The following is a 17,999-nucleotide window of genomic DNA, read 5'->3' on the forward strand; positions in this document are numbered from 1 at the left end:
CCATACGCTCCTGCAAAATAAGATGCAGGGAGTGGATTCGTGCCCAATCAATTGCTGTCCCGCCGTCGCGTGCTCACTGGCGCTGCCGCTATCTCGGCCGCAGCGATCCTGCCGCGATCGAGCCTGGCGGACTGGAAGCCGACCGAAAACGTCCGCCTCGTCGTGCCGGCTGCCGCCGGCGGTTCGACCGACGTGATGGGTCGGCTTCTGGCGGCGCATCTGCAGGCCGCCTGGGGCCAATCGGCCGTGGTGGAAAACCGGTCCGGCGGCGGCGGTACGATCGGCACGGCCGAGGTGGTCCGCGCCAAGCCGGACGGCCACACCATCCTGATCGGCAATCCCGGCCCGAACGCGATCGCCTACAGCATTTTCAAGAACCTCACCTACAAGCCGGACCAGCTCCAGCCGGTCTCCAACATGATCCGGATCCCGAACATCGTCTCGGCGCATCCCAAGACCGGCATCAAGTCGATCGCCGAGCTGGTCGCCTATCTCAAGGCCAATCCGGACAAGCTCAGCTACGCCTCCTCCGGCGTCGGCCAGAGCCCTCACCTCACCGGCGCCTGGTTCCTGCAGCTCACCGGGCTGAAGATGACGCACATCCCGTTCCGCGGCGCCGGTCCCGCGCTCCAGGCGGCGCTCGCCGGCGACATCCAGATCCTGTTCGACAACCTCTATCCGAGCCTGCCGCAGGTACAGAACGGCACCCTCACCGGCCTCTGCGTCACCACGACGGAGCGCAGCGACCTCGCGCCGAACCTGCCGACCATGCGCGAGAGCGCGCCGGAGCTTGCGGCTTTCGACGTCTCGTCGTGGTTCTCGGTGTTCCTGCCGAAGGGTGTGCAGCCCGCCGTTCTCGAAGCGCTCAACCTTCAAGTGAAGGCGATGCTCGAGCGCGACGACATCAAGAAGAACATCCTGGCCATGGGGGCCCGCGCCGACTACGGCACGCCCGACCAGTTTGCCGCCTTCGTGGACGCCGAGACGAAGAAGTTCGCCGGCATCATCCAGAAGGAAGGGCTGCAGATGGACGTGCAGTAGCTTTCGCATCCGCGGACGCGGCCCAACATGCAGCGCCGGGCCGCGCTTTCGCGTTGAGTGCGTGGCGACCCTCGGTTGCTATGCAAGCTCGGCCGACGGCTGTCCCACCAAAGCGGCAATCGCCGAAATCGAGTCCAGGCGCGTCAAATCGAAGCCGATGTCGGAGAAGTTGATCCCGTGGTCGGTCTCAATGCTCATGATCAGCTCGACCGCGTCGAGCGAATCGAGGCGGCCGCTGGTGAACAGCAGATCATCGTCACCAAGCGGCGCGCTGTCGCCCTTCATCAGCAGCCGCTGCACGATGTAGCGTCGCATCTGCGATCTGACTTCAGGGCCGGCTTTCGTGGTCATGTCGAGACTCCCAGGAGATAGAACAGGAATTCGGCGCGTTGCCCGAGCGAATGCTCGCGGTCGAGCGGCGCATCGAAGACGTGAATGAGACAAAAGAAGCTCGACACCCACAGGCAAGGCAGCAAGCGGCCACGCAGCCATCCTCGCGGCGCCAGTTGCGGGGCGCGGCGCATCTGCGAGAGCCCGACACTGATGGCCAGGACAAACGTGTAGAACGCGTGCGATTGCTGACCGACCACCGCCCGCCAAAGGCCCATTTCGCCGACGAAATGAATATCGCGGATGAAGTGAAACAGCAGGTTGCCGACACAGGCCGCGGCAAAGGTGGCGAAGAACATGCGAAGCCGGCGATGGCCGCGGAGGCAGCGAACAAAGGTGGGGTAGAAGAAATGGTCGACGAGCAGTTCTTTGTAATAGAAATAGTAGCGATTCCAGAATTCCGCCAGCGTCGTTGACTCCAGAGGCCGGTAGGTGTTGCGCAGCAGGCGAAAGCCGGCAAGTCGCGCCGTGGCGATGATGACGCCGCCGAACACGGTCATGCTCAGCAAGTCCTCGACGAAGAAGCTGACGAGGCTCGCCCATCCGACGAAACGCGGCCAGGGATGGCGCGCGAGATATTGCAGCAGGTTGTCGTCGAACATTGGAAGCTGCAAACGTCCGTGGACGATCTCGACGAGACAGACTCTGACGATGGCGAGCACAAGGATCCAGACCGCAAGCTTGACGCCCTTGAGCTGCGTCACTGCAAGCTCCTCGGGTGTCTTGGCCTCGAAGCGGTCGAGATAAGACAGCCCCTTCCCGAACGGCGTCAGCGACGATCCCCAGAAGGGGTGGAAAACGCTCAGGTGCCGCCACACCGGAGATCGCTTCCTGCCCGCATCGGCCAAACCATAGGCAAGAAACCACAAATAGGGCTGGAACGTCATCAGAAACGACCACAGCAGAACACGCGGCAGGCCGGCCATCATCGTGGCCTGCGTCAGCGCGACGAGTGCCAGGAACGCCAGCAACAGGCTGAGCGTCGGGCGGCGGAAGACCACCGTCCCTGGCCCCTGCATGATCAGCAGGCCCGCGAACAGCGCAAACACGACGACCAGCATGACCGCTTCCAGCAGCGGCTGATGGATCCGGTCGCCGACGCCTTCGTCGATCGTCAGCCGTTCGAGAAAACCGCGGTCGATCAGGAAGCCGCTGCGATAGAGCAGCAACAAGGTTGCGAGCAAGATCAGGACGCGCCGGTACCGGCCGGCATAGGCGCACACCAGCGCGAGTCCCGCCGCTGAAAAATCGATACCTATCTGCCGAAACAAAACCGCGAGCAGTCCGACCGCGCAGCAGAGCAGCACGCGGCCACCGATGTCCTGGACCCCCGCCACGAGCCTCGGGTCCCGATCGATCTTGGGGATCAACCGCCACGACGGCTTCGCAAGAGGACCCGATGGCGCGTAGCCGTAGGGCTGGCTTTCAACACTCATCGGACAACGCGCGCGATCACTACGAGCTGTTGCATCTACGAGGCCCTTGCAACAGCTTCGCCGAGCAGTGACGCTACCGAGCGCCGGTCCGCCTTGCCATTGGCATTGACGGGAATGTCTTCCATCCAGATGAACCGGCCCGGCACCATGTAGGCGGGAAGGTGCGCAGTGCAGTGCTGGCGCAGATCGCTTTCCGCCATTCTTGCACCCGAATACGCGGCCAGCAGCCGACTGGCGCCACTGGCGTCGTGCTGCACCACGGCGAGCGCACGGGTTATTCCCCTGCACGCCATCAGCGCGTGGTCGATCTCCTCCAGCTCGACCCGATACCCCCGAAGCTTGACCTGATTATCCGCGCGACCGCGGAAACGCAGGACGCCGGTTTCAAGGTCGGCCTCCACGAGGTCGCCGCTCCGATAGAGGATCGACCGATAGCCGTCGATCAGAGGGTCCTGACAGAAACGGCGGGCGGTCTCTTCCGGGTTGTTGATGTAGCCGAGCCCTACCCCAGGGCCTCCCAGCCACAACTCGCCGGCAGTGCCCGCAAGCGCCGGCTTCATCTCTTCGTCCAGGATCCGGTAGCTGAAATTGGGATTGAGTCGCCCCAGCGGGGCCAACCCGTCCTTGGACTCAAAAACGGATTCGACGATCTCGAAACCGCTGCAAATGCAGCTCGTCTCGGTCGGGCCGTAGCAATTGATCAGCTTCGCCTTGCCGGCAAACGCGTCGTGGAACCGACGAAGCCGGGCCAGCGGAAACCCCTCACCGCCGAACATGAATCGGCTGACGCTCGGCAGCCAATCCGGGCTCAGAAGGTGCATGGAGTCCAGGAACATGAAGAGGGTCGGCACGGCGAAGAAGAACGTGCACTGATGCTTGGTGATCTCCGACACCAGCTCTGCGGGGGGCCGCCCCTTCTGCGCGTCCAGCGCGACAACCGCCGCTCCGTTCAGGAAGCCGGCATAGATGTCGAAGACCGAATTGTCGAAATAGATCGGGTTGACATTCGTCAGCCGGTCACCGGGTCCAATTCCAAGATCGCTCTTCGCCCAGGCGATCAGGTGAAGCACCCCTTGATGGGGGATGACCACGCCCTTCGGTTCGCCCGTCGATCCCGAGGTGAACATGACATAGGCCGGATCGGCCCCGGTGATCAGGGATGTCAGCGGCAGATTGTCGTCTTCAAGCTGCGACAGGGCATGATGCAAGGCAGCCCGGGCAATTGCATCGCCGATCAATGTCCGCGGCCCAGCTCCCTCGCGCACGCTGACGATCAGCGCGGGCCGGCATCGCTCCAGCATCAGCCGGGCACGTTCCTCGGGGGCCGCAGGATCGAGGAAGGCATAGGGTGCTCCGATCTTGATGCAGGCGATCGCGAGCGCATAGGCCTCGGCGATTTTCGGCAATTCAAGGCACACGACGGCGCCCTTGTTGACGCCACGCGATGTCAACCAGCGCGCCAACCGGTTTGCCAATCGGTTGAGCTCCGAAAAGGCAAAGCTGTCGCCTTCGCACAACAGGGCGACGGCGTCCGGCGAGGACGCAACGGTCTCTTCGAAACGCAGCGCCAGATTATGGGCGGTCATACCGACGCCTCGATCAATTCATTGTCGCCGGGATTGCCCGGCGCGTTCGACGAGGCCTGCACGATCTCGGCAAAATCTCGCTGGTTGAGCGCGATCACGGCCGCGGGCAATTTCGCGTCCGGAAACTGGGCCTGCAACACGTCCCCGAGCTCCATGCCGAGATGCTGAAGGAACGCGGCGGCCATCGGATCGGTCGCCAGCGGCCTGCCCTCACTTTCCCCTTGCTTCATGTCCGGCACGAGGCTGCTGTTCTCGCTGTCAGCTGAAGCAGCTTCGCGATCGACACGCAGCACCACGTCGTAGCGATAGCGGGTCAGTTCGTAGCTTGATCCGCGCTTGAGCAGGATTTCCGCACCCGATATCCGCCGGATGGATCCGGAAATACCCTGAAAGTAGCGGGGGTCGATCACCAACTCGCGCTCCTGGGCGATCGACAGGAAGATCTTTCGCGCGAGCGCGGCATCCGTGGCTCCCGAAACTTTCGCGGATTGAACTTCGCGATGGAAGACCGGCAGGAGCTCGAGGTTACGAACGTCGCCGACGAAGATGTGCCCCCCAGGAGCCACCAGGCCTGCGGCTTGCTCCAAGACTAAGTGCAGGTATTCGATGCCGGGAAAGTATTGCACGACCGAATTTAGCACCACTGCATCGAACGAATTCAGCGGCAAGCCGCTCAAATCGGCGGCTTCCCGCTCTAGAAACTCGACATGCCGAAGCTCGGGCTTCGACTGCGCGAACGCACGCAGCCGCTGAACGGCCACCGGCGAGAGGTCGGTCCCGCAATATACGTCACAGCCGGGCGCGAGCTTTTCGACGAGCAAGCCGACGCCGCACCCGATCTCCAACAACCGCCTTGCGCCAAGAGCACGAATTTGCAGGATCGTATGATCGAGCCAATCGACCATATCGGGTTCGGGAATGGGCCTGTTGGTGAAGTTGCTGGTCCAACCGACGAATGACGGCACAACACCGTCGGCGTCATGGCGATATGCTTGATCGAAAGCGCGACGCCATTGCGCAACTCTGCGATCCGACTCGGCCTGGAGATGCTTCGCCTTGCCGGCGCTCAGATGATCGGGGTCAATTGCGACGAAAGCGACCTCGGACTGACCGCCGTGGCCAGGCTCGGCGCTGAGGAAAGCATCCGCCACGCCCGGATGCGCCATCAATGCCCGCTCAATCTCGTTCACAGGCCGTGCAGGCAACGGAACCTCCCTCTCGCGGCGGGCAGCGAACCCCTGAGCATGTCGAGAGCGCGCCGCGCGCGGAGCACCACACGCGTGCTGCGGAGCTCCCTAAGATGCCGCTGACAGTCTCTCGTATTTCTAGAACTCGGCCGGTTAAGCAACCCTAAATGTGCGCACGCGTAGGGTGCACATTTTCGGGCGGCTTACGCCCTCGGCATCGATGGATCGCTCTGATGACCGGATTGTTGCGTTCCGCGTCCCGCCGGGCGGGTTTCATGTTCAGATGATGCGCCGGCCTCCGGCAGCACACACGCAAAGAAAGACCCCGCAGGCCTGCGCCGCGGGGTCTTCGTTCAGCAACGTCTACCTCAGTGCGCGAGGACTGCCAGCAGCAGCAACGCCACGATGTTGGTGATCTTGATCATCGGGTTCACCGCCGGGCCGGCCGTGTCCTTGTAGGGATCGCCGACGGTGTCGCCGGTCACGGCCGCCTTGTGGGCGTCACTGCCCTTGCCGCCGAAATGACCGTCTTCGATGTACTTCTTGGCGTTGTCCCAGGCGCCCCCGCCCGAGGTCATCGAGATCGCGACGAACAGGCCCGTCACGATCACGCCGAGCAGCATCGCGCCCACCGCCGAGAACGCCGCCGACTTGCCGGCCGCCCCGCCCCCCGCGATCGCATAGATCACGAAGTAGACGAAGATCGGTGACAGCACCGGAAGCAGCGAGGGGATGATCATTTCCTTGATCGCCGCTTTGGTCAGAAGGTCGACCGCCTTGCCGTAATCCGGCTTGTCGGTGCCTTGCATAATGCCCGGCTTCTCGCGGAATTGTCGGCGGACCTCCTCGACGATCGCGCTCGCCGCGCGGCCCACGGCGGTCATGCCCATCGCGCCGAACAGATACGGCAAGAGACCGCCGAACAACAGGCCTACCACGACGTAGGGATTGTTGAGCGAGAAGTCCGGTTTGACGCCGGCGAAGTAGGCGTGGTGCGCGGAGTCCGCAATGAAGAACTTGAGATCCTCGTTGTAGGCCGCGAACAGCACCAGGGCGCCGAGACCGGCGGAGCCGATCGCGTAGCCCTTGGTCACCGCCTTGGTGGTGTTGCCGACTGCATCGAGCGCGTCGGTCGACTTGCGAACCTCCTTCGGCAGGCCCGCCATCTCGGCAATACCGCCGGCGTTGTCGGTCACCGGACCGAACGCGTCGAGCGCGACGACCATGCCGGCGAGCGCCAGCATCGTGGCGGTCGCGATCGCGATGCCGAACAGGCCGGCGAGGCTGTGGGTGACCAGGATGCCGGCGATGATGACGATCGCGGGCAGCGCGGTCGCTTCCATCGAGATGGCGAGGCCCTGGATCACGTTGGTGCCGTGGCCGGTCACCGAGGCCTGGGCGATCGACTTCACCGGACGATAGTCGGTGCCGGTGTAGTATTCGGTGATCCAGATGATCAGCGCGGTGACGGCAAGGCCGACCACGCCGCACTCGAACAGCGCCATGCCGGTATAGTCGACGCCGGCGAGCTTGCCGAAGCCGATCAGGTAATGGATCACACCGGCGATGCCGACCAGCGAGAGGACGCCGGTTGCGATCAGACCCTTGTAAAGCGCGCCCATGATCGACTGGCTCGGCCCGAGCTTCACGAAGAAGGTGCCGATAATCGAGGTGATGATGCAGATGCCGCCGATGGCGAGCGGCAACGTCATCATGTCGGCGAGGATCGGCGTCTTGGCGAAGAAGATCGCCGCCAGGACCATGGTGGCGACCGCGGTCACCGCATAGGTTTCGAACAGGTCGGCGGCCATGCCGGCGCAGTCGCCGACATTGTCGCCCACGTTGTCGGCGATGGTGGCCGGGTTGCGCGGATCGTCCTCGGGGATGCCGGCCTCGACCTTGCCGACGAGGTCGCCGCCGACGTCCGCACCCTTGGTGAAGATGCCGCCGCCGAGACGAGCGAAGATCGAGATCAGCGAGGCGCCGAAGCCGAGCGCCACCATGGCGTCGATGACGACGCGGCTGTCAGGCGCAAGCTTCAGCGAATGGACCAGGAAGCCGAAATAGAGGGTCACGCCAAGCAGCGCGAGACCCGCCACCAGCATGCCGGTGATGGCGCCCGCCTTGAAGGCGAGCTCGAGACCACCTGCGAGCGACGTGGTCGCCGCCTGGGCGGTGCGCACATTGGCGCGGACCGAGACGTTCATGCCGATGAAGCCGGCCGCCCCCGACAGGATCGCGCCGATGGCAAAACCGATCGCGACGTAGAGTCCCAGGAAATAGGCAAGCAGCACGAAGATGACGATGCCGACCATCCCGATCGTGGTGTATTGACGCCGCAGGTAGGCCTGGGCGCCTTCGCGCACCGCTGCCGCGATTTCCTGCATGCGCGGAGACCCCGCATCCGCGCTCAACACCGAAGACGTCGCCCAGATCGCGTAGACGACGGAAAGCACTCCGCAGAGCACAATCAACCATAATGCTGTCATGTGATTTTTTGCCTCAGATCCTTGATGAACGTACCCCCGGCGCCTTTTGTTTTCCGTCGTGCGGTGCGGCGCCTTGATTTTGAAGAAGGCCGCTCCTTGCCCGAAGGCGCGGCCTTAGTCGGTCACGACCTTGCCAAAATCAAATTGAGGGTGCAACGCCAGATAAGGCCGAAAAGCCGATCTCGGCAGGTATTTAGCCTGTCTTGGCAGCCGGGACGCCGGTTTGGAGCAATTCCTAGAAGTGGCTGTAGGAGAGCCGCTTCAAGACCAGCTCCTGGCCCTGCCCGTCCAGGAAGCGCGGCCGCTCATGGCCCGCGACGATCGTGCCGATGGCCGTGACGGCAAGGCCTGCCGCACGCCCCAAGGCAATCAGCGCGTTGGCTTGCGCTGGCGGAGCGGTGCACAGCACCTCGTAATCGTCCCCTCCGGCCAGCAGCGTCTCGACGGAAACGACCTTGCCTGCGATCAGGCCGGCGGCAGCGGCCGAGAGCGGCACGCTCGTCACGTCGATCGTGGCCGAGACGCCTGATGCCGCACAGAGCTTGGTCAGATCTCCAGCAAGGCCGTCGGAGACATCCATCGCAGCCGTCGCATGGTCACGCACGGACTGCGCGAGAGCATTGCGCGGCTGCGGCACGCGATAGCGCGAGATCAGCGTCTCGCGCGCGTGCGGATCGGAGGCCAGCGCATTCGCGACCGCGCCGCCCTTGAGCACGTCAAGGCCAAGCGCGGCGTCGCCGATCGTCCCCGTCACCAGGATACGGTCGCCCGGTTGGGCGCCGGTGCGGCCGACCATCCGCCCCTGCGGCACGCGGCCAAAGGCGGTAATCGAGATCATTTGCGGCCCCGGCGTCGACACCGTGTCGCCGCCGAGCAGCGGACAGACGAAGGTTTTCGCATCCTCGCCGAGCGCGTCCGCGAACGGCCTGAGCCAAGCGTCTTCCTTGCTGCGCAGCGCCAATGTCAGCACGAAGCCGGCCGGCACGGCCCCCTTGGCGGCGAGATCGGACAGGTTCACCCGCAGCGCCTTGCGCGCGATGGTATCGGGCGGATCGGTGGCAAGATAATGCACGCCCTCGACCACCGCGTCGGTGGTGACGACGATGTCGCTGCCGAGCGCCTGCAGGATGGCGGCATCGTCCACCAGCCCCAAGGCGCCGGGATCAGTCGCCAGCGGCTTGAAATAGCGCGCGATGAGGGAGTCTTCGGCGGAGGGATTGTGCGGGTTTGTCATCAGCGTCAGCCACACACTTCGCTGTCATCGCCGGGCTTGACCGGGCGATCCAGTATTCCAGAGACGATCGTGTGACATCGATAGGCCGCGGCGTACTGGATCACCCGCCTTCGCGGGTGATGACGGCGGAATATGGGGCAGCCACATCGCATCAATTCACCGCCCTGCGCCTCAATTCACCCCCGCCCGAACTCGTCACCGCGAAACTGGCGGCCGATCTGGTCGAGCACCGCGTTGACCATGCCGGTCTCCTCGCGGTCGACGAAGGCATTGGCGACGTCGACATATTCGGACACGACGACGCGGCCCGGCACGTCCTTGCGGTGTTCCAATTCGTAGGCCCCTGCCCGCAGCACCGCGCGCAGGATCGCTTCGATGCGCTTCAATGGCCAGCCCTTCGACAGCGCCTCGTCGATCAGCGGATCGAGTTTCTTCTGGTCGCGCACGACGCCGGAGACGACGTCGCGGAAGAACGCCGCTTCCGCCGGGAGATATGTGTCGCCCTCGACCTCGTTGCCGAGCCAGTGGCTCTCGAACTCCGCAAAAATGTCGTTGATGCCGGCACCGCCGATATCCATCTGGTACAGCGCCTGTACGGCTGCGAGCCGCGCCGCACCGCGCCGGTTCGCCTTCTTCTCCGTGCCGGCCGGCGGCTTCTTGTTGTTATCGGCCATGATCAAGCCCGCGCCAGCCGGCGCTTTATGCGCAGCATCGCAATCGCGGCCCGCGCGGCATCGCCGCCCTTGTTCAGCTCGCTGGCGCGCGCCCGCGCCCAGGCCTGCGCCTCGGTGTTGACGGTGAGGATGCCGTTGCCGAGCGGCAGCTTTCGCGCCACCGCCAGGTCCATCAGCGCGCGCGAGGATTCCTGCGAGACGATCTCGAAATGGATGGTGTCGCCACGGATCACGCAGCCGAGCGCGATCGCGGCATCATAGGGCTTGCCATTGGTCGCCGCGGCGTCAACCGCGATGGCGATCGCCGCAGGAATCTCCAGTGCACCGGGAACCGTGATGACGTCGTGGGTCAGACCGGCCGCCTTCAGCTCGGCCACCGCGCCTTCGAGCATCGCGTCCTGGAGATCGTCATAGAACCGCGCCTCGACGATCAGCGCGCGTGCGCCGGAAACGTCGGTCTGGTCCTTCAGGGGTGCGCGCCGCGCGTCTGCCATCGTCAAATCCGTTCCACAGGGGTTGGCGCTATGTAGTCGCCACCAGCGGGTAAGCCAAGTTTAAAGACGCCGTCACTTCATTTCCGTCAGCCGCGCCGCGTAGCGGGCCATCAGATCGACCTCGATATTGACCTCATCTCCCGCCTTCCAGCCGCCGATCGTCGTGACCGTCAGGGTGTGCGGGATGATCAGCACCGAAAAGGTCACGTCCTTCACCGTATTAACCGTCAGCGAGACGCCGTCGAGCGTGATCGAGCCCTTGGTCGCGATGAACCGCGCCAGCTCCCGCGTCGTGGAGAGCTCGAACCGCGCCATGTCGGGCAGGTCCTCGCGGCTGACGAGGGTCGCGATGCCATCGGCATGGCCGGCGACGATATGCCCGCCAAGCTCGTCGCCGATCTTGAGCGCACGCTCGAGATTGAGCCTGGTGCCGACCCTCCAATGCTTTGCGGTCGTCAGCGCCAACGTCTCGGCCGCGGCATCGACGTCGAACCAGGTCCTTTGAGCAGAGTCCTTGCCGCCTTCGACGCCGGAAGCAACCACCGTCAGGCAGACGCCGTTGCAGGCGATCGAGGCGCCGTCCGCAATGGTGGTCTGCTCGTAGCGGCAGGCGATGCGCAGCCGGTGCAACTGGCCCTGCGCCGTCGGCGTGAAGCCGACGATCTCGCCGATATCGGTGACAATGCCGGTGAACATCACGCGCGCTCGTAGATGGTGAGAGTATCCTGATCGAAGGTCTCGCTAGCATGAACCTTGTAGGCCTGCGACTGCGTGATTTTCGACAGGGGCAATGCAGCGAGCGCATCCACCCCGTCGGCGCCCACCGCTTCCGCGCCGTGGAACAGCCAGATCTCGTCAACGAGGTCCGCGGCGGCGAAGGACGCCGCGACGCGGCTGCCGCCCTCGACCATCAGCCGCGTGATGCCCTTGCCGGCCAATGCATGCAGCACGGCCGCAAGATCGAGTCCCGAGGCATTGCCGGGCGGCACGCGGATCACCTGCGCACCGGCCGCACCGAGCCGCGTGGCGGCCGCGGCCTCCGCGAGTTCAGAACCCACCACCCATAGCGGAATCTCGCGCGCGGAGCCCACGAGCCTGCTTGCGCCGGGAATACGCAGATTCTGGTCGAGCACCACCCGCACCGGCGAGCGCACCGCCATGCCCGGCAGGCGGCAGTCGAGCTGCGGATCGTCCGCCAGCACGGTGCCGATGCCGACTAGGATGGCGTCGCTTTGCGCGCGGAGGAGATGCACCCGGTTGCGCGCCGCCTCGCCGGTGATCGCGACCGGCTTGCCGCCGGCCGCGCCGATCTTGCCGTCGGGCGAGACCGCGAGCTTCAGGATCACATGCGGGCGGCGATCCCTGATGCGACGGAAATGCCCGGCGTGATCGAAGGCGGCTTCGCGCGCGCACAGACCCACATCCACCATGATGCCGGCGGCGCGCAGGCGTGCGTGGCCCTGACCGGCGACTTCCGGATTGGGATCCGCGATCGCGGCCACCACGCGTTTGATGCCGGCGGCGATCACGGCGTCCGCGCACGGTGGCGACTTGCCGAAATGCGAGCACGGCTCCAGCGTGACGTAGAGCGTGGCGCCTCGCGCGGCCTCGCCTGCGCGCCGCAGCGCTTCAGGCTCGCCATGCGGCCGTCCGCCAGGTTGGGTCCAACCGCGGCCGACGATCACGCCGTCCTTGACGATGACGGCGCCGACGGCGGGATTGGGCCAGGTACTTCCCTGCCCGCGCCGGCCGAGCGCCAGCGCAAGCTCCATGAAGCGCCGGTCGGCATCCCTGGACTCGCGCGCCTTCTGCGCGAATTGATCCTCCAGGATGCGGAAGATCATTTGCGGATCGCGGCGAGCCGCGCTTCCTCCTCGCCGGAGAGCTCGCCGAGCACGTCGGCGAAATCCTTGGCCTCGCGGAAATTGCGGTAGACCGAGGCGAAGCGGACATAGGCGACGTCGTCGAGCGTGCGCAGATGCTCCATCACGGTCTCGCCGATCACCTCCGAGGAGATTTCAGCCTCGCCCCCGGTCTCGAGCTCGCGCACGATGGTGGAGACCATCTTCTCCACCCGTTCCGGCTCGACCTGCCGCTTGCGCAAGCTGATCGACACCGAGCGCATCAGCTTGTCGCGGTCGAACGGCACGCGGCGGCCGTTGCGCTTGATCACCGTGAGCTCGCGCAGCTGCACGCGCTCGAAGGTGGTGAAGCGGAAATTGCAGGCGACGCACACGCGCCGCCTGCGTATCACGGAAGAGTCCTCGGTCGGACGCGAGTCCTTCACCTGCGTATCGAGACTGTTGCAGTTCGGGCAGCGCATCCGTTGACCTTGACCGGTTTTCTTGAGCCTTACTGATAGATCGGGAAACGGTCGGTGAGCACCTTGACCCGTTCCTTGATCGCGGCTTCCACCAGCGGCGCCTTGCCGTCGTCGGACTGCGCGATCGCGTTGAGGACTTCGGCGATCATGCCGCCGACCTGCTGGAATTCAGCGACACCAAAGCCGCGCGTGGTCGCAGCCGGCGTGCCCAGACGAATACCGGAGGTGACGAACGGTGACTCGGGATCGAACGGAATGCCGTTCTTGTTGCAAGTGATGGCGGCGCGAACCAGCGCCTTCTCCGAGGCGTTGCCCTTCAGGCCCTTCGGCCGGAGGTCAACCAGCATCAGATGATTATCGGTGCCGCCCGAGACAATGTCGAACCCGTGGCCCTTCATCGCCTCCGCCAGAGCCTTGGCGTTCTCGACGACGTTCTTGGCATAGACCTTGAAGTCCGGCCGCAGCGCCTCGGCGAAGGCGACCGCCTTGGCCGCGATGACATGCATCAGGGGGCCGCCCTGCAGGCCCGGGAAGATCGCCGAGTTGAATTTCTTGGTCAGCGCCTCATCATTCCACAGCATCAGGCCGCCACGCGGACCGCGCAGCGACTTGTGGGTCGTGGTGGTGGTGATGTGCGCGTGAGGCACGGGCGAGGCATGCACGCCGCCGGCGACGAGACCGGCGAAGTGCGCCATGTCGACCAGGAGATACGCGCCGACGCTGTCCGCGATCTCGCGGAAGCGCTTGAAGTCCCAGGCGCGCGAATAAGCCGAGCCGCCGGCCACGATCAGCTTCGGCTTGACCTCCTCGGCCTGCTTGGCGACCGCGTCCATGTCGATGATCTGGTCCTCGCGGCGCACGGTGTAGTGCGCGGCCTTGAACCACTTGCCGCTCATGTTGACCGGGGAGCCGTGGGTGAGATGGCCGCCGGCCGCGAGATCGAGGCCCATGAAGGTGTCGCCGGGCTGAAGCAGCGCCAGAAACACCGCCTGGTTCATCTGGCTGCCGGAGTTCGGCTGCACGTTGGCGAAGTTGGCGCCGAACAGCTTCTTGGCACGATCGATCGCGAGGTTCTCGGCGACGTCGACCCACTCACAACCGCCGTAGTAGCGCGCGCCCGGATAGCCTTCCGCGTATTTGTTGGTCATCACCGAACCCTGCGCTTCCAGCACGGCACGGCTGACGATGTTCTCGGAGGCGATTAGCTCGACCTCGTGGCGCTGGCGGCCGAGCTCGCCCTTGATGGCGGCTGCGATTTCCGGGTCAGCCTGCTCGAGCGAGGCGGTGAAAAACGAATCGGGCGCGGAGGCGGTTTTGGCGAAGGTCATCTTGCGAATATCTCCACCGCCGCAGCCTTTTGGCGGGCTACGGGCGGGTCTGGTGTGGCGATCGGAAGCGGCGAGCGCGATCTACCACATCGCCCGCAACAGGCCAAGGGTTTGCGGGTCGGACCTGTGATTTATGCAAGATATGGTGGGATTGGAGGATTGGGACGACGGGGTGGTATCCGGCGTCCATGTCCAGGAAAGGTCCGCTTTGGACTCGAAAGGCCGCGCGGGTGCGAGCGGCCGGCCTCTACAGCCCGGTATACCCCGCCTTCACGGGATCCACGCTACCGTCGAGCTGCCGCAGATAGGTCAGGCCGCAAACCGTCAACCTGTGGGTGTCCTTCTCGCCGGCTTCCATCAAGGTGGTGATGTAGTTCGTGACCTTTTCCCGCGCCTCCGCGCTCGCCGCGGACGTGCGGTTGGCGAGCAAATCGTAGGTATGCATGATCCGGTCGATGGCAGCTTCCATGGCACCCTCTGGTTCTTGCCGCGTTTGGGACTTGAGATCAGGCAACCGCTTTGGCCTCGGACTGCGCCTCGAACCTGACAATGGCCTTGTTGGCCAGCCTGATCTTGTTGAATTCGCCGTGCTGGAGCAACTTGATGACGATCTCGAGCAGGCGCTCGTCGGTGACGAGGGTGTCCCGGATCGCGCCGGAGCGGCGAAGATAGTTCGCGGCGATGGCGTAGGCCTCGCTCACGAGTTCCACGTTCATCACCCCCACGCCACGCTCGACCAGCATCGTCAACCTCCGATCCGGAGGAGATAAGCATCGAACCGGGAACTCGTTCCCTGGTGTCGGGGATTTTTTCGCAACCGCGAAATGGAAAAACGCACCGGTCCGGACACACAGCCGGGCCGGCGCGCTCGGGGAAGCTCAGGCACGTTCGGGAGGCTTGCCGGTCTTGTTGCGGGCCGGCTTGGCCTTGTCCCGTCGAAAAGAACTCAGAGACGATACAGGATTTGGTCGGTCCAGAACCGCTCGAGGCGGTGCAGCGATTTGTTCAGGGTCGAGAACTCCTCGCCCGAGATGCCGCCGACCTGTTCGACCGTCTTGACGTGCTTCTGGTAGAGCGAGTCGACGATGCGGCGGATTTCCTGGCCCTGCGGCGTCAGGCGGATGCGCACCGAGCGGCGATCGACGCGCGAGCGCTGATGGTCGAGGAAGCCGAGTTCGACGAGCTTCTTCAGATTGTAGGAAACGTTGGAGCCGAGGTAATAACCGCGCGTGCGCAGTTCGCCCGCGGTCAGCTCCTTGTCGCCGATGTTGTAGAGCAGCAGCGCCTGCACCGAGTTGATGTCCGCACGGCCGCGGCGATCGAACTCGTCCTTGATGACGTCGAGCAGCCGGCGATGCAGCCGCTCCACCAGAGTCAAAGCTTCCAGATAGAGCGTCTGCACCGAACCCTGCTGGCCGGAGACGCGCTCTGCGGTATCTGCCGCAGTTGCGACGGCTTTCATCATGACACTTCCCCTGTTGTCGTTTTTATCGACACTCATTCGACGAAACTTGTGTCCCGTCTGATAGGTGCAACTTAAGGGGCTCGTTTGAAGATCGGCTTAAATAAGAGAATAAAGAGATCATGAATTTAAGACAGTGAATTGCGGATTAAGCCTGTCCCACAAGCACTTTTCGCAACAGTCTGTTGACTCTCGCAAGGTCCTGTTCACCCTCCGTCCGCCCCGATTGTCGCATTCCAGAACAGCCCCGCCCCGTTTCGAAACGGCCGCGTAAGAGCTGTGGCGGAACACGCTGGTTAGCGAAAACTTACGTCGAATTTTACGCAACCAACCGTCAACCAAGCGCGACAATCTCGTGTCCCGGACCAGCACAGCGAAGCCGAGCGCAGAGTCGGGGCAAGAGAGTTTGCTATGGCGGTCGTTCGCGTGCGGCCATCCAGGCGAGCGCGAGATAGGCCGCCAGCATGAAGGCTTCGACGCCGACCACGACCAGGCTGCCGCCGTAGATGCCCGGGAACATCAGCTCGATCACCGCCATCGACACCACGGTCGTCAGCCACACCACGGCGCCCCAAGGCGTCGCCAGCCACAGCCCGACCGCGGCAACGAGTTCGATCACGGCGAAGTAAATGGTCGAGGCCTGCCAGGCCATCGACTGGTTCTCGAAGGCCTCGTCCTCGCCGCCCACGAAGCCCGTCACCTGCGCCCAATGATAGAGGCCCTTGAGGATCGAGAGCAGCGCCATCACCCGCAGGAACAGCACGAGCCGGCGCGTCCAGACATTGTCGTCGGATTCAGCCCGCTCCGACGAGATCGCCGCCACCGACATGGCGCTGTCTCTGGCATTGTCTCGGACGGCATCCCTGGTGCTGTCGCGGGCCGCATCGCGGGTGGAGATCTCGGACATGCCCCCTTCTGGCTGCTTTGCCCCGCAAAATCAATCGGCTGCCATCTTTTGCGACAGGTCAACCCGCGGTGACGGGAACCATGCGAGCTGGTATAAGAATAATTCCAGCCGGAGGAAAAGTAATGGCGATCAAATACGGACGTCCGATCGAGTTGCGCGAGGTCTCGCGCCGGGATGGCACTGGGGCCTCCCCTGCCCTCGATCTGACCGTCCGCCCGCGCCGCAACCGCAAGGCCGAATGGGCCCGGCGCATGGTCCGCGAGAACGTGCTCACGACGGACGATCTGATCTGGCCGCTGTTTCTGATCGACGGCAACAACAAGCGCGAGCAGATCGCCTCGATGCCGGGTGTCGAGCGTCTCAGTGTCGACCAGGCCGTGCGCGACGCCGAGCGGGCGATGAAGCTCACCATCCCGTGCCTCGCGTTGTTTCCCTACACCGATCCGTCCCTGCGCGACGAGGAGGGCTCGGAAGCCACCAACCCGAACAATCTGGTCTGCCAGGCGGTGCGCGCGATCAAGAAGGAATTCCCGGAGATCGGCATTCTCTGCGACGTCGCGCTCGATCCCTTCACCAGCCACGGCCATGACGGCCTGATCTCCGACGGCAAGATCCTGAACGACGAGACGGTCGCTGTGCTCGTGCGTCAGGCCCTGGTGCAGGCCGAAGCCGGCTGCGACATCATCGCGCCCTCCGACATGATGGACGGCCGCGTTGCCGCGATCCGCGAGGGCCTGGATCGCACCGGCCTGCTCGACGTGCAGATCATGGCCTATGCCGCAAAATACGCCTCCGCCTTTTACGGCCCGTTCCGCGACGCCATCGGCTCGGCCAAGACGCTCACCGGTGACAAGCGCACTTACCAGATGGACAGCGCCAACACCGACGAGGCGCTCCGCGAGGTCGAGCTCGACATCGCCGAGGGCGCCGACATGGTGATGGTCAAGCCCGGCATGCCCTATCTCGACGTCGTCCGTCGCGTGAAGGACACGTTCGCGATGCCGACCTTCGCCTATCAGGTGTCCGGCGAATACGCGATGATCGCGGCCGCCGCCAACAACGGCTGGCTCGACGGCGACCGCGCCATGATGGAGAGCCTGCTCGCCTTCAAGCGCGCCGGCGCCGACGGTGTGCTGAGTTATTTCGCACCGAAGGCGGCGGAGAAGCTGCGGACGCAGGGGTAGGCCCCAAGGTCGTCCCGGCGAAGGCCGAGCGCCCCTGTCTCTAATCGTCGTCCTGGCGAAAGCCAGGACCCATACCGGGTGATCTAGCGAGAGCACGCGGTATCGATACCGGCGAACGTACTAACTTCCAGTTTTCGCCAAGCTTGTCCCTGGGGTAATGGGTCCCCTGAGTTCACAAACGAAGTGCAACACTTCCATCTGGAGGTGTTGCCATGGGGCGGACTTACAAACAGCTCTCCCTTGACGATCGATGCGAGATTGCCC

Annotated in this window: 18 protein-coding genes; 2 read left to right on the top strand and 16 right to left on the bottom strand. The window is 64.3% G+C overall.

What is annotated here, in order from left to right:
- The first annotated feature begins 39 nt into the window (after positions 1-39).
- A complete protein-coding gene (locus tag IVB36_RS39475; RefSeq protein ID WP_026233252.1) occupies positions 40-1,041 on the top strand; it encodes a tripartite tricarboxylate transporter substrate binding protein in 1,002 nt (333 codons plus the stop codon).
- A 78-nt stretch (positions 1,042-1,119) separates the two neighbouring features.
- Here the strand turns inward: IVB36_RS39475 and IVB36_RS39480 are convergent, their stop codons facing one another.
- The 16 genes from IVB36_RS39480 to IVB36_RS39555 all read right to left on the bottom strand — a co-directional run bounded on the left by IVB36_RS39480 (position 1,120) and on the right by IVB36_RS39555 (position 16,551).
- A complete protein-coding gene (locus tag IVB36_RS39480) occupies positions 1,120-1,392 on the bottom strand; it encodes an acyl carrier protein (RefSeq protein ID WP_007603436.1) in 273 nt (90 codons plus the stop codon).
- Positions 1,389-2,867, bottom strand: a complete 1,479-nt coding sequence (locus IVB36_RS39485) for a hypothetical protein (protein ID WP_026233253.1) — start codon at positions 2,865-2,867, stop codon at positions 1,389-1,391. The genes IVB36_RS39480 and IVB36_RS39485 overlap by 4 nt, the downstream gene beginning before the upstream one ends.
- A gap of 35 nt (positions 2,868-2,902) precedes the next feature.
- Positions 2,903-4,453, bottom strand: a complete 1,551-nt coding sequence (locus IVB36_RS39490; protein ID WP_018456849.1) for an amino acid adenylation domain-containing protein — start codon at positions 4,451-4,453, stop codon at positions 2,903-2,905.
- Entirely contained in the window at positions 4,450-5,358 is a 909-nt protein-coding gene (locus tag IVB36_RS39495; RefSeq protein WP_245288454.1) for a class I SAM-dependent methyltransferase, read from the bottom strand. The genes IVB36_RS39490 and IVB36_RS39495 overlap by 4 nt, the downstream gene beginning before the upstream one ends.
- A gap of 650 nt (positions 5,359-6,008) precedes the next feature.
- Complete coding sequence (locus IVB36_RS39500) at positions 6,009-8,129, bottom strand: sodium-translocating pyrophosphatase (RefSeq protein ID WP_026233254.1); 2,121 nt, start codon at positions 8,127-8,129, stop codon at positions 6,009-6,011.
- A gap of 235 nt (positions 8,130-8,364) precedes the next feature.
- Positions 8,365-9,363: a thiamine-phosphate kinase gene (thiL, locus tag IVB36_RS39505; protein WP_026233255.1), complete on the bottom strand. Its 999-nt coding sequence runs from the start codon at positions 9,361-9,363 to the stop codon at positions 8,365-8,367.
- A gap of 176 nt (positions 9,364-9,539) precedes the next feature.
- Positions 9,540-10,037: a transcription antitermination factor NusB gene (nusB, locus tag IVB36_RS39510; protein WP_007611091.1), complete on the bottom strand. Its 498-nt coding sequence runs from the start codon at positions 10,035-10,037 to the stop codon at positions 9,540-9,542.
- A 2-nt stretch (positions 10,038-10,039) separates the two neighbouring features.
- Complete coding sequence (ribH, locus tag IVB36_RS39515; protein WP_018456854.1) at positions 10,040-10,531, bottom strand: 6,7-dimethyl-8-ribityllumazine synthase; 492 nt, start codon at positions 10,529-10,531, stop codon at positions 10,040-10,042.
- Positions 10,532-10,603: 72 nt separating this feature from the next.
- A complete protein-coding gene (locus tag IVB36_RS39520; protein ID WP_018456855.1) occupies positions 10,604-11,227 on the bottom strand; it encodes a riboflavin synthase in 624 nt (207 codons plus the stop codon).
- Positions 11,227-12,375: a bifunctional diaminohydroxyphosphoribosylaminopyrimidine deaminase/5-amino-6-(5-phosphoribosylamino)uracil reductase RibD gene (ribD, locus tag IVB36_RS39525; protein ID WP_247395096.1), complete on the bottom strand. Its 1,149-nt coding sequence runs from the start codon at positions 12,373-12,375 to the stop codon at positions 11,227-11,229. The genes IVB36_RS39520 and ribD overlap by 1 nt, the downstream gene beginning before the upstream one ends.
- Complete coding sequence (gene nrdR / locus IVB36_RS39530) at positions 12,372-12,854, bottom strand: transcriptional regulator NrdR (RefSeq protein WP_007603426.1); 483 nt, start codon at positions 12,852-12,854, stop codon at positions 12,372-12,374. Before nrdR ends, ribD begins: the two co-directional genes overlap by 4 nt.
- A 29-nt stretch (positions 12,855-12,883) precedes the next feature.
- Positions 12,884-14,182: a serine hydroxymethyltransferase gene (gene glyA / locus IVB36_RS39535; protein WP_018456858.1), complete on the bottom strand. Its 1,299-nt coding sequence runs from the start codon at positions 14,180-14,182 to the stop codon at positions 12,884-12,886.
- A gap of 247 nt (positions 14,183-14,429) precedes the next feature.
- A complete protein-coding gene (locus IVB36_RS39540; RefSeq protein ID WP_018456859.1) occupies positions 14,430-14,651 on the bottom strand; it encodes a hypothetical protein in 222 nt (73 codons plus the stop codon).
- A gap of 37 nt (positions 14,652-14,688) precedes the next feature.
- On the bottom strand, positions 14,689-14,925 hold the full coding sequence (locus IVB36_RS39545; protein ID WP_026233256.1) for a hypothetical protein: 237 nt from the start codon (positions 14,923-14,925) through the stop codon (positions 14,689-14,691).
- Between the two features lie 203 nt (positions 14,926-15,128).
- A complete protein-coding gene (locus tag IVB36_RS39550; RefSeq protein WP_018456861.1) occupies positions 15,129-15,647 on the bottom strand; it encodes a MarR family winged helix-turn-helix transcriptional regulator in 519 nt (172 codons plus the stop codon).
- 406 nt (positions 15,648-16,053) lie between these two features.
- Positions 16,054-16,551, bottom strand: coding sequence for a DUF6163 family protein (locus IVB36_RS39555; protein WP_007611119.1), 498 nt, complete (start codon positions 16,549-16,551; stop codon positions 16,054-16,056).
- 122 nt (positions 16,552-16,673) lie between these two features.
- On the opposite strand from IVB36_RS39555, the gene hemB reads away from it, so the two are divergent.
- Complete coding sequence (hemB, locus tag IVB36_RS39560; protein ID WP_018456862.1) at positions 16,674-17,735, top strand: porphobilinogen synthase; 1,062 nt, start codon at positions 16,674-16,676, stop codon at positions 17,733-17,735.
- Positions 17,736-17,999: the final 264 nt, after the last annotated feature.

Source organism: Bradyrhizobium sp. 35 (assembly GCF_023073215.1).
GTDB classification, from domain to species: domain Bacteria; phylum Pseudomonadota; class Alphaproteobacteria; order Rhizobiales; family Xanthobacteraceae; genus Bradyrhizobium; species Bradyrhizobium canariense_D.